7 protein-coding genes are annotated in these 12,981 nt (G+C 59.2%); all 7 read left to right on the top strand.

All coding sequences use genetic code 11. From position 1 onward, the window contains the following. The first annotated feature begins 26 nt into the window (after nucleotides 1-26). The 7 genes from ACRRQW_RS06715 to ACRRQW_RS06685 all read left to right on the top strand — a co-directional run bounded on the left by ACRRQW_RS06715 (nucleotide 27) and on the right by ACRRQW_RS06685 (nucleotide 12,962). Entirely contained in the window at nucleotides 27-3,434 is a 3,408-nt protein-coding gene (locus tag ACRRQW_RS06715) for a TonB-dependent receptor (RefSeq protein WP_438480500.1), read from the top strand. Between the two features lie 15 nt (nucleotides 3,435-3,449). Next, nucleotides 3,450-4,700, top strand: coding sequence for a TlpA family protein disulfide reductase (locus ACRRQW_RS06710; protein ID WP_438480499.1), 1,251 nt, complete (start codon nucleotides 3,450-3,452; stop codon nucleotides 4,698-4,700). A 235-nt stretch (nucleotides 4,701-4,935) separates the two neighbouring features. After that, the gene (locus tag ACRRQW_RS06705; protein ID WP_438480498.1) at nucleotides 4,936-5,469 is read left to right on the top strand and encodes an RNA polymerase sigma factor; all 534 of its coding nucleotides are present in this window, start codon (nucleotides 4,936-4,938) and stop codon (nucleotides 5,467-5,469) included. Then, the gene (locus ACRRQW_RS06700) at nucleotides 5,466-6,344 is read left to right on the top strand and encodes a FecR family protein (RefSeq protein WP_438480497.1); all 879 of its coding nucleotides are present in this window, start codon (nucleotides 5,466-5,468) and stop codon (nucleotides 6,342-6,344) included. The genes ACRRQW_RS06705 and ACRRQW_RS06700 overlap by 4 nt, the downstream gene beginning before the upstream one ends. 149 nt (nucleotides 6,345-6,493) lie before the next feature. Further along, a complete protein-coding gene (locus ACRRQW_RS06695) occupies nucleotides 6,494-9,847 on the top strand; it encodes a TonB-dependent receptor plug domain-containing protein (protein ID WP_438480496.1) in 3,354 nt (1,117 codons plus the stop codon). Between the two features lie 62 nt (nucleotides 9,848-9,909). Continuing rightward, the gene (locus tag ACRRQW_RS06690; protein WP_438480495.1) at nucleotides 9,910-10,221 is read left to right on the top strand and encodes a protein-disulfide reductase DsbD domain-containing protein; all 312 of its coding nucleotides are present in this window, start codon (nucleotides 9,910-9,912) and stop codon (nucleotides 10,219-10,221) included. A 152-nt stretch (nucleotides 10,222-10,373) separates the two neighbouring features. Beyond that, nucleotides 10,374-12,962: a S9 family peptidase gene (locus ACRRQW_RS06685; RefSeq protein WP_438480494.1), complete on the top strand. Its 2,589-nt coding sequence runs from the start codon at nucleotides 10,374-10,376 to the stop codon at nucleotides 12,960-12,962. Nucleotides 12,963-12,981: the final 19 nt, after the last annotated feature.

Here is a 12,981-nt window from a genome sequence, read left to right as displayed (position 1 = left end):
TCGGTGCGTGATCCCGTCCAGTTAGCATGACCTTTCGCTTTCGTAGTCTTTTCAAGAGCCCGCGTGGACTGTCGCTGGTCGCGCTTTTGTCGGCCTCATTATGGACGCCGCCGCGAGTTGTGGCTGCGCCGATGCCGTTCGACATTCCGGCTCAACCCGCGCCCGCGGCGTTGCAGTTGTTCATCAAGCAATCCGGCCAGGAAGTTTTATTTTCTTATGATGAACTGAAATCAGCCACCAGCTATCCGGTGAAAGGCGAACATGAGCCCCTGGCCGCGCTGAGCGTGCTGCTGAGAGACACCGGCTGTGCCGCCAGCGCGCAGACTGACGGCCGCTTTCTTGTGACCCGCTCGGCGGCGGTATCCACAGGTTCCGTAAAAGGCACGGTGGTTAAACCGGAACTCGGCTCCTCGGCCGGCATTAGGATTCTCCTGCGCGAGACCGGCCAGCAAGCAATCACGGATCGCCGTGGAGATTTCGTGTTCACAAAAATCGACGCCGGCACCTATACGCTGATCGCAACCGCGGAGGGCTTGCAGCCGATGCACATCACCGAGGTGCGGGTGCGAGCGGGGCGCGAACTGACGCTCAGTCGCGAATCGATGAGAGTCGCAGGAAACGTGACCGAACTCGAACCTTTCGTCGTGCGCGGCCGCGCCGATGAAGTGACGGAACTCGACAAATACGTCGTCGAGGGAAAGAAGCAAAAACCGTTTGTCGGCGGCAACGTGGATCTCCCGCGCACGGTCAACGACGTGCAGCCCTATTATGTGTTCGATGCGCAGATGATCGATCGCTCGGCCGCGCTCAACGTGGAGGATTTTCTCAAACAGCGGCTGACGATGAACACCACCATGCGCACCGGTGCCGAAACCGTTTCCAGCGGTATTAATGTTAATAGCGCGATCAATCTTCGAGGCTTGGGCGCAGACCGGACGCTGGTGATGGTGAATGGCCGCCGCCTGGCGACTCGGGCCGCCAATTCGCAAACGGATATCAACGGGATTCCTTTGAGTGCCATCGACCGGATCGAAGTGCTGCCGTCGTCTTCATCGGGCATTTACGGCGGCAGCGCGATCGGCGGGGTGATTAACATCATTCTGAAAAAGAACTATAGCGGGGGTGAGATTCGAGCCTCGTATGACAACACGTGGGATACCGACAGTCCTCGCCGCACGTTGTCGCTGACGTGGGGCCAGACATTGGGCGATGGAAAAACGCATGTGATGTTCACCGCCAGTGCATCTGACACGCAGCCGCTGCTGTTTCAGGATCGCATCGGGCTCAGGGATCGTTGGCAGGATACTATTCAGGCTAACGTCCCGGATTATTATCTGAACGATTCGTTTGCTCCGCTGGCTTCCACGCCGAATATCAAGGCGCAAGGGGCGGGTCCGCTGGTGCTGCTTGATGGGCGTTCATTGGGATCAACCATCACCCATGTTTCCGCAGGGCTCTCTCCAACCGCCAGCCTGGCTGAAGTCACCGCGGATCTGCTTAAGAACGCCGGCTCTTATAATTTGCAACGTGCGGATACTGCGCAATGGGACGCCTTGAAACAGCGCTGGGGCTCCAATCCTGAATCAAAGGCGATCCAAGGTTCCATTCGCCGGCAAATGTTGCCCAGCGTAGAAATATTCTCGGATTTCTCTTACAGCAACTATTCGGCAGAATCGGTCTACAATCCCTTTGGCAATCTGCAGACCCAGGTCCCCGCCGGAGCGCCCGGCAATCCCTTTCGGCAATCCATTTCGATTCGTTTGCCGAATCCCGTGGTGGCCACGCAAGTCAGCCAGTCACTTAGCCGGGCATTTACTATCGGCGCGCTGGTGCAGTTGCCCGGCGACTGGATCGCGGAGTTCGATTATACCTGGTCAGACAATCGTTACCGCACCCGCAGCTTCACTTACGATAGCACCGCTTTGAGCGACCACATTCGTAATGGGGTCATCAACGTGATCAGTGACACGGTGCTTTATCCTTATTCTTCCGATCCGTATTTCGCGCCCTCGATTGCCGAAGGTTCTTCTCAGCTCGATGATTTTTCGCTGCGAAGCTCAGGCTCGTTACCGGTGCTTCCTTGGGGCAGTCCGACGCTGACAGTTATCGGGCAACACCGCATCAGCACGTTCCCTGATCGGGTTTCTTCGACAATTTATCCCACCACCAAGTCCAGCGATACCATCACCAATACCTTCAGGCGTGAGCAGGCCACGGACAGCGCCGCGGCGGAATCACTCATCCCACTTTTAAAGCGTGAAAAATGGCCGCTGTTGCACTCACTGGATTTGCAGTTGGCCGGGCGGATGGAGCGTTACGAGGTGGATACGGGCACGCCGAGTTCCACGTTTCGTCCTTCTACGGGGGTGACCACCTACGGTGCACCGAATATCAACGGACAACCGTTCAAGGCACGCACGAGTTATCAGTCACGTAACGGCACGATTGGATTGCGATATCAACCGATCGAAAGTGTGACCTTCCGCACGTCCGTCGCGACGGCCTTTCTGCCCCCGACTCCCGCACAACTTCTCCGCAATCCTGAACAATCGGTGACGCCAACGACGATCGATGATCGTGTCACCGGGGGTCGCTACGGCGTGTTCACCATCGGCGGTGGCAACCCAGACCTCAAGCCGGAGAACTCGAAAAGTTGGAATGCCGGCGTGATCTGGCAACCGCGCAAGCGCCTTGATGGCATGCGCGCCAATCTCGAATATTATAAGATCACGCAGTTTGATAAAATCAGCACGCTGACGGTCCAGCAGGTGATCGACTCGGAAGATATTTACGGTGACCGGGTGACGCGCGATGCCAGCGGATTGGTCACGTTGGTGGATATCAGCTCCGTCAATCTCTTCAAATATGAGACGGATGGATTCGATCTAAGTGTAGATTATCGCCGCAACACTCCTTTGGGTATTTTAAATGTTCGAGTGGCTCACACCTATGTGCTGAACGAAGAACGCCAGTTGGTCTATAACGGGCCCAGTTACGATTACGCCGGTTACGTGGGTGAGGGCGGTCCCTCGAAACATAAGGGGAATGCCTCCGTCGTCTGGGAGCGCCGCGGCCTCAGTGCGGGATGGACCACCACGTATTTCGGGAGCTACAAGATCTCGGGAGCTGCGGGCGGTCCCACCGCGCTGCGCAGCGGCGTGCAAACGGCCAATATCATTCGGCAGGGCGGAGACACCATTCCGACCCAAGTCGTCCACGATCTGTTCTTCGGCTACCGCTTTGACGGTAATGTCTCTCCGGGAAATACCCTGGCGAAAAAAGTGAAAGCCGGGCTTTTTCGAAACCTCACCGTGCAGGCCGGCGTGAAAAACGTGTTTAATGCCTGGCCGGAATACGATGCCTCGTCCTACCAGAGTCCTTACATCGATGTCCGTCTGCGCAGTTACTGGGTGAGTGTGCGCAAGCAGTTTTGATCGCAGACCCAGTTTATGAATCTCCGCACGTTGGCGGCTCTCGCTTTGCTTGGCTGCCTGGCGATGATCGGCCAGGCCGCCCCGGTTTCTCCACCGGTCACCACGTCGCTGCGCGAGCGGCAGGCAGTGGAAATGCAGTGGGAAAGGCTGGACGCGTTGATGAAGTCGATCCCGCAAGAACCGGGGGCGACGTGGTCCGCGTCGCCTGATTATCGCTTCTGGTTGGAATACACCCAGCGGCTGGTTTTCAGCGAGGGCGTGCAGCTCTGGGATCAGATTTCGAAAGACGACGGGCGGCGCTGGCAGTGGCTTGAATTCGTAAGCGCTTATCCAAATCGCCCGCAGTTTTCTTCCCTCGACTCGCTCTGGCGCGCTCGCGCGGGTGAAAAAGGAAATTCGATGGCGGACCAAGCCGGGCGGCTCGACTGGGAACGTCAACTGGCTGCGTTCAAAGCGGAGTGCATTGCCAGTGCGATCGCGCCGGGCGAATTGCGGGCGCAGTTGCGCTGTGAGGCTTTGAACGAGCGGATTCGCCCGTATTATCAGGGAGCGAAGCCGGCGGCGGAGTGCGATTGGGTCGCTGTCGGCCGCGAAGCCGCGGCGATCGCCGCGGATTTCCCGGAGTATGCGGAGAACGAATTGCGCAACCTGATCACGATTACGTTGCGCGCGTCGAAACGTCATGGGCCGAAGGATCAGCCGGCGACGCTCCTCGCGCTCTGGGCAGCGAGTCCCAATGCGATGGTGCGCAAGGTGGCGTCGAGCGAACATCACCTCGCGGATGCGCGCGTGAATCCGCTCACAATGAGTTTCACGGCGGTGGATGGCCGCGAGGTCGATCTCGCGAAATTGCGCGGCAAAGTAGTCTTGATCGTTTTCTGGGCCGCGACGTGGTGCGGTGCGTGCAAAGTGCAGGAACCGTTGATGAAGGAGGTTTATTCGAAATATCACGCGCAAGGTTTCGAAATCATCGGCATCGCCTGTGAAATGAAAGAGAAGGACCGGCAATATCTCATCGATTACGTGAAAGAACACGCGATGCCGTGGCCGCAATTTTTCGACGGGCGCGGAATGAAAAACGAATTCACGCAGCGCTACGGTTTCTCGAGTATCCCGCAGTATTTCCTGCTGGGCCCGGACGGTTTGATGATCGCGCACACCGGTGGCAGCGGCGGCTTGAAGCACCTCGAAGCCGTAGTGCGAAAACACCTGGGCCTCGCACCCGCGGCATCCGGCGATGAAAGCAAAGTGCTGGGCGTGCCGTAACGGAGCGCCGCTCCCGTCCGTGTTAGCCGTGCAATCCGTGGTTAAAAAAATCCGCGCGACTTCTTCCTGACGAAAGAGAACGAGAAAGAATATTCTTTTGGAATGCGGCGCCGTAGCGCCCTGCGTTGGGCAAAATTCATCAAAGGCAGTTTTCGCTTTGGCGGGAGGTGGCTTCAATCGTGCTGGCGCATCTGCCGCGGTGAGCATTCCATCTTCTAATCAAGCGTCCACGGTCGTGGAGTCGGGCGGCCAGCAATGGTTCGCGCAGGAAGTGCAGCCGCACGAGGGTCAGCTAAAATCCTATTTGCGCAACTCGTTCGGCGCGGCCGGCGATATCGACGATATCGTGCAGGAATCCTACCTGCGTCTGTGGAAGGCGCGCGCGGAGCAGCCGATTCATTATGCGAAGGCGTTTCTCTTCCAGGTGGCCCGCCGGGTGGCGCTGGACATTCTGCGCCGAGGCCGCTCGACCCCGATAAATTCCGTAGGGGATTTGTCGAGGTTGCCCGTCATGGATGACAGGCCCGGGGTGGCCGAGACCGTCAGCACAAAAGAAAAAATTGCGCTGGTGGTCGCGGCACTGGACGGGCTTCCTCCGCGTTGCCGCCAAGTCGTCATGTTGCGTAAACTCAAAGGTCTTTCGCAAAAAGAAGTCGCGAGCCGGCTTGGCATCGCGGAGAAAACCGTGGATGAACAACTCGCGCGCGGCGTCCGCCGATTGGAGGAACAGTTGCGGCGGCGCGGCGTGAGCGGTTATTACGAACCATGAATGCGCGTCGCGATCATGCTCAAGCCAATCGCCTGGAGGCTGAATCGGCAGCGCTCGACTGGGTCGTGCGCAGTGGTGCGGTGGACGAGGTGTTCGCGCAAGTCGCGGCGCGTGACAAACACCGCCGAAAAAAGCGCGGAGTCGTGAGCGGCGTGGTAGCGGCGCTTGCGCTCGCCTGGGCTGCATGGTGGGGCGTGCCGTATTTGCGAGACACCGGCTCGCTGGCGACGGTCGCCGCGCAACGCGAGCAGGTTGCGCTCGCGGATGGGAGTCAGCTGGTGTTGAACGCGCGCACGCGGGTGCGCACGGATTTTCGCGGAGAGCGCCGCACGGTGACGCTGGAGCGCGGCGAGGCTTTTTTTGCCGTCGCGCGCGATGCGTCGCGGCCGTTTCTCGTGCAAACCCCCGTCGGGGTGGTGCGTGTGACGGGCACGCAGTTTAATGTGCGCATCCTGCCGGACGCGTCGCTGGCAGTCACGCTGCTGGAAGGAAGTGTGGAAGTGCAGCTGCCGTCCAAGGATGCGGGTGCGCGTGCAGCGCAGGGTGAAATCGTGCGCTTGCGGCCTGGGCAACAGCTTCGCGTGAGCGCTGCCGGGCACGGAATAAGTGATCTCGTGGAAACAGAACTCGATGCCGCGATCGCGTGGCGCGAAGGAAAATTACTGTTTGCGGATGTTTCGTTGAGTGAAGCGGTGGCGGCGGTGGCGGATTATCATGAGAGGAAAATTCGGGTGAGCCCGTCCGTGGCGGGCCTGCGCATTGCCGGCAGCTACTCGCTGGATAATGTGGAGAAATTTCTCGGCGCGGTGGAGGCGGCGTTGGCTGTGCGCGTGATCACGGAAAGTGACGGCACGTTGCAGCTGGTCGCGCGTTGAGTGTTTTTTTGGCTCAACGGTAGGCGCGGCTTCATGCCGCGATTGCGTGAACGTAGCGCGGCGTGAAGCGTCTCTTCCGTTCCGGAGGTTACGTTTTTTGTTTAAATCTTGTAGGGGATTCCTTCCGGCCAAGCGTCAGCGTTGGCACCATGCACCTGATTTTATTTCGTCGGTTCGGAGAATTTTTTTCCACGGCTTTGTGCCGGCGGATTTTATTCGGCGCGATTTTATGGGCGTCGCTGTCGGACGGCGGGCGCGCCGCGCCGGTGGAATTTTCCATTCCCGTTCAAAAAGCGCCGGAATCACTCCAGCAGTTTATCAAACAATCCGGCAACGAGGTGTTGTTTCCCGTCGCGGAGTTGCGCGAGGTGACGGCGAATGCGGTGACGGGTGCTTTCGAAGCGGAGGAAGCGCTGCGGGTGTTGTTGAAGCACACCGGATTCTCCGCGACTACGCGGGAGGCGGGCAGATTCGTGGTGGTGCGCGACCCGTTGATCAACGGCACCGTGCGCGGCACCGTGGTGAAACCGGAGCTCGGCTCGTCGGCGGGCATTCGTATTCTCGTGCGCGAGACGGGGCAGCAGACGGTGACGGATCGACGCGGGGATTTCGTTTTCATGAATGTGGCGGCCGGCGCCTACACGCTGGTCGCGACGGCGGAAGGTTTGCAGCCGATGCATATCACCGACGTGACCGTGCGTGCAGGGCGCGAGCTGATCTTGAGCCGCGAGACGATGCGTGCGGCCGGCGACGTCACGGAATTGGAACCCTTCATCGTGCGCGGCCGCGTGGATGAAGTGACCGAACTCGACAAATATGTGGTCGAAGGTCAGCGACAAAAACCGATGGTCGCTGGCAATATCGATTTGCCGCGCTCGGAGAACGACGCCCTGCCGTATCAGGTGTTCACGCGCTCGGATATCCAGCGCAGCGGATTGCTGGATTTGAATGAATTCATGCAGCGAGAGTTGCTGGAGACGAATCCGACAACGCTTAACGCCGATCAGCAATCAACCTCGGCCATGGGAACGTCGGCCGCAGCGGCCAGCGGCAATTTGGCGATGCGCGGTTATTCTACTTCGCAAACCATCGTCTTGGTCAACGGGCGGCGGATGATCGGATCGGTTATAGGATCGACTTCGGGCCCTGCAGATATCAGCGCAATTCCCCTGGCGATGATCGAGCGAGTGGAAGTATTGCCGGCTTCAGCCTCTGCAATTTATGGTGCCGGCGCGGTCGCTGGCGTGATCAATATTGTCCTGCGCGCGAATTTCCAAGCGACGGAAATCACGACGAGCTACAATAATGCGTTTAGCTTCGATGCTCCGCAGAAGGCGGTGTCGCTGGTGCATGGCCAGACGTTGCTGGACGGAAAAATCGACGTGAAACTAGCGGCAAGTTTTCGGGAAATTAGGCCACCGCTGGAGTCCGACCTGAATTACATCAAGAACGCCTTGGCGCGTGATCGTGCAGTGACGCCACTCTTGCCGACGGCAGATGTTTATGCGGCCACGCCTCATATTCGCAGCACGGACGGGTCGCCACTGTTCGGTCTGGGCACGCCTGCTTTTACCTCTGTCGCACCCGGCGCGGATGGCCGGGGTGGCTTGGCCGCTTTCGTTGGGCGGCAAGGGGTGCGCAATCTCGATTTCTACGCGCCGGCGGCCGGATACGGTCATGCCAGCGGCGTGGGGACGGGCTCCCTCATGCAGAACGACGGCAATGTTTACGGAAGACGTTCGGAGCAGGTCAATCTCAGCGGTAACCTGCTTTACCGGGTGCTCCCTTGGTTGGAGGTTGCGGTGGATCTGGCGCATTCCCGCTCAGATTATTACTTGGGCACGTCGATCCTTCGGCAGTCGTTGACGGTTCCAGCCAACTCGCCGTTCAACCCTTTTGGCAAGGCCGTGGTCGTCACGTTACTGGATTCACTGTCGGCGTTTGGCAGCAAGCACAGTCGAGCCGAGCGCGAATCCAATTCCGCGACCTTGGGATTTCTCGTGAAGATGCCCAGAAACTGGCAGCTCTCCGTGGATGCTCAGGCGGCGATCAGCGAATCAGAATACACTTACGCGGGGGTGAATTCCACCCGGCTGAACGAACTGGTCGCGAGCGGCGCATATAATCCATTCCGGGACACCCGGGCCTATGCCATCCCGCAAGCCGTGTATGATTACGCCGCTTTCGTCAGCACATTCGACCGACCGTATAAAGGCACTTCCTGGCAGACGAACGCGCGTTTGAGCAATCACCGCTTGCCTCTGCCGACTGGCGAAGGCGTGCTGGTGGTGGGTGGAGATTTTCTGCGGACGGAAGGCAACGGCTACGCTTACGTGAGCCGTTTCGCTGACGGCTCGCGCAACTCTGGTTTCGACGCCGGGGCCAACGCTGGTCGCCAGAGGGATGATTGGGGGATTTTTGCCGAGTTGCAGGCTCCGCTCGTGCCGAAGGCGTGGCTTCCGCGGGCCATCGAACGGGTCTCTGGCGACCTGGCCTGGCGCTACGCCGGTTCGAACACCTTTAAGAGTTCCAGCAATCCGCCGACCCTTGGATTCAAACTGGATTTGAAAGGAGGGTTTTCGTTGCGCACCACTTACACGACGGCCTACGTGCCGCCGACGCCCGACATGAGTGTGCCCACCGAAGAAGGCGTGCCGTCGGCCAGCAACATCACCGATCCGCGCAGAAACAATGAAATCTACACCGCGCAGGCGCTGTCCTCGCCGAATCCGGATCTCCTGCCGGAAGACGCGACAACCCGCACCTACGGCTTGATTTTCCAGCGCGGTCAACGGCATCGGATTCGGATGTCGGTGGACTATGTGGATACCGTGAAGGTGAACGAATTGACCACGCTGTCGGCGAACAACCTCTTGTTGCTCGAGGGTGATTTTCCCGAGCGAATTGTGCGCGGGCCATTGGCACCGGGCGATACGGCCTCCGTGGGACGCGTGACGTTTCTGCGCACGGGATACATTAATGTCGCCGGGCGCAGTTCGAAGAATTGGAGCGGGGATGTTCGCTATTCCATGACTGATTTTTTTGGCGGCGCATTGCAGATGAGCGCGCGTGGCGCGTGGTTCCAGAGCTACAAGACGCAAACTTTGCCGACCTCTCCGGTGATCGAGAACATCGATAATCCTGACGCGTCGTTTTCTTTCTTGAAATATCGCGCGTCGTTTAACGCTGGCTGGTCCAAGCCTCAGTATGGATTCGGCCTGGATGGGCGTTACTATCATTCGAGCATGCTTCCCATCAGCCAGCACCTCACACAAGGGTCGGATCGATTGGATCGGTATTGGGAATTCGATGCTTATGTGAACGGCGATCTGGCGCGTTTTATGCCGTGGAAAAATCCGCGCTACGGCGTGCGCGGCCAGCTGCGGGTTAACAATGTCTTCGGGGCGGAGTTTCCGTTCTACAATAGTTCCGCTTACGACGTGCAGCCTTACGGCGACTGGCGCGGGCGCATGTATTCTGCGTCGCTCACGGTGTCGTTCTGAGCGAACGCGACAGGTCATCGGCGGTCAGCGCCGAGCCCCTTCCGAGCGGCGCTCGCCGCCTGATGCTGAAAGCGATCCCGCAGATCTTCATCTGTCCTGCGGGCCAGCAGGAATTGCGCATCGATCTGAAATTACCCGCAGGCGTGGAGGCATTGAGCGATTGGAGCTGGCCGGAGCCGGAGACTGTTTGGGATGGAGGCGAGATTCAGATCTACTCCGGAAAACAGATTTTCCGTCGCAAGCTCAAGATCGCTGGCGCGTCCGGCGACATCACACTGGTGGCGGCGGTGTCCTATCAAGCCTGCACCGCTACGATGTGCGCGCCGCCTCAGACGGTCGAGGTGACGACGACCCTGAAGCCGGTGCGGAAATGAGTCGCGCCTGCGTAAAGTTTTTTTGTGAAGACGATCGCTTCGGGTGGTAGGGCACTTTGCACCGCGCCAAATTTCTCGTTGGGCTAATTTCACCAAATGGTCGCGTGGTGGATAGAGGGGGGGAGTGCGTCTTAATAAGCACAGACTTGCTTATGATTTATTCACCATTTCTCTTCCCGCGGGTTCGCTCGGTTTTCCTGGCCGCGCTCGTTGCGCCTGCGTTTGTTTTCGCCGAGGAACCCAAACCGGCATCACCCGGCGAGATTGCCGCCGGCCAGGCGGTCGCTTCTGGTTTCAGTCTTTCTCCCGACGGCCGCTGGCTGCTGTTCAGCACCTCCAAAGGGCAGGGCAATATCGACCTGACCTCGGGCAAGATGGCCAACGTCAAAACCGGTTGGTCGATGAGCGCCGCCACCCCGCGCGCGAGTTGGTCGCCGCTCGATCCCACTCTCGCGCTGAGCGTGCGGCGCGAAGGCAAGGGTGCGCTGACGCTCTGGCCCGCCGGCGAAAAACCGGATTCCGAAAAAGTGCGCGAGTTACTGGTGTTCCCACGCAAGCTCTACCCGAAGATGCCAGTGCTGTGGTCGCCGGACGCGAAGACGGTTTACCTCGCCATCAATCAAAACCTGCCCTGGCCGAAGTCTCATCCGTCGGACGACAATCCTCCGACGCGCGATAACAACGTGAACCTTGAACTCGCCGGCAGCTACAAACCGGACAACGAGCGTCGTCGGTTCGAAAAGGAATACGAGGGAGCCTACGCCGAGTCGAATCGCAGCCTGATCATGGCCCTCGATGTGGCCACGGGAAAACTCGGCCTGCTCGCCAAAGGCAACGACATCGACTCGCTCACGCTTTCACCGGACGGAAAGCGTCTCGCGATTATGCAGGTGAAGCATAATTCCAGCAAAGCGCTATCGGGCTCGTGGGCGAAACAGTATCTCGGGGATGTTTATTTGATCGATGTGAACGCCACCCCGGTTGCGGACCTGCCGGTGCTGGATCTCGAAAAAATGGAAGACCGCAAAGCCGGCTGGTCCGATCACCTCGGCCAGCGGCTCGAGCCCGTCATGAAAGACGTCGGCACGAATGACACCGGCACATTTAATCCTCCGTTTCAGCAATACGGCACAAACGGCAATCCCACGCTGGTGTGGTCGCCGGACAGCACGCAGATCCTCTACGCGACGGTGGGCCGCCAGTCGACGGGTGACATTTATGTCTACGACGTGGCCACTAAACAAACGCGCAACCTCACTGAAAAACTGAGCCTGCAAAAACCTGCGAAGCTCCTCGGCTACGGCGAAAATCTCACGCACGTTTATGACAGCCAGAAATTTGGCTTCCTCTTCAACCCGCTGTGGCTGGCTGATTCGAAAACGCTGGTGGCAGTCGGCAGGGGTGATGTCTGGCGCCTGTCCGTCGACGGCACGCAACCGCCCAAAAATCTCACGGCGAAACTCGACCAGGAAATCGTGCGCATCGTCCCGGCTCCTGGATTACAGACGGCCGCCATCGATGCGTCGGGCCAGCTCACGCTGGTCGGCAAGGACCGCCTGTCGCGCCTGGATGCACTGTGGAAACTCGACCCGCACTCGGGCACCGCCATGCGTTTTGCCCAGACCGGAGTCTGGACGGATTTGACGATCGCCACGGACGTGCGCGGTGAGTCGCTCGTCTATTCCGGACAAGCCGCCACGTCCTCAAAAAATCTCCAACGCATCACGTTGAAGCCGGGCGCGACGCCGGAGTTCGTCACAAAATTTAAGCTGGGGCTCGCGGAGCGCGTTTATCCGCAATCGCGACTGCTCTCGTGGAAGACGCCGGATGGTTATCTGGGCTTCGGTTTACTTTATCTCCCGGCGGGTGCGAGCGCGACCAACCAGGTGCCGCTGATCTTCAATGGTTATCCGTCCGAGGATGATTCGCGGGTAGATGTGCGTGCGAAGAATGGTGCGGGTTTCTACAACGACTCCCTGCACGGGCTGCTCGCGGAAGGTTTTGCTGTGCTCTTCGCCGACATCCCGATGTCTGACACCGGCGTTTATGAAAAACCCACGCAGCAGATTGTCGCGGGAGTAAATGCCGCGATCGACGCGGTGGTCGCGACGGGCCTGATCGACGAAAAACGCATGGGCATCATGGGCACCAGCTACGGCTCCATCATGGTGAATGCCGTCGTCACACAGACCAACCGCTTCAAGGCCGCGGCCAGCATCTCGGGACTCTCCAACTGGGTCGCCGACTACATGGGCGGTGGCGACGTCAGCGGGCTTTACCACGAATATGGCCAGGGCCGTTTTGTGAAACAACTCTGGCAGGACCCGCAACGTTACGTCGAGGCCTCGCCGATCATGTCGTTCGACAAGATCGAGACGCCGCTCTTGTTGGTGCACGGCGACGGTGACTACCGCGTGCCGGTGCGCCACGCCTGGGAAACATTCAAGGCGCTCAATCACCTGAAAAAGAATGTGATCTTCGCGCGCTATCCGCGCATGGGCCACGGCGCCAACGCCGAGGCGAGCCGTCGCATCCAAGGCTGGTTCCGTGAGCATTTGCTGGGTGGCAAAGCCATCACGCACCTCGCCGACCAGGGCAGCTTTATGTTCGGCGCCAGCGAAGGCACTGACGACGCGAGTTCTCCGGACAATCCCGCGCCGACGCCGACTCCTCCGGGCGTCCCGCCGCCACCGCCGAATACACCGCCGGTCCCGACCGAAACCCAGCCCAAGAGCAGCTAACGCTCGAAAACCATTAACC

Source organism: Oleiharenicola lentus, from assembly GCF_051660365.1.
GTDB classification, from domain to species: domain Bacteria; phylum Verrucomicrobiota; class Verrucomicrobiia; order Opitutales; family Opitutaceae; genus Lacunisphaera; species Lacunisphaera lenta_A.
Note: the sequence above shows the minus strand (reverse complement) of the source record. Positions and strands in the feature narration are given on the sequence as shown.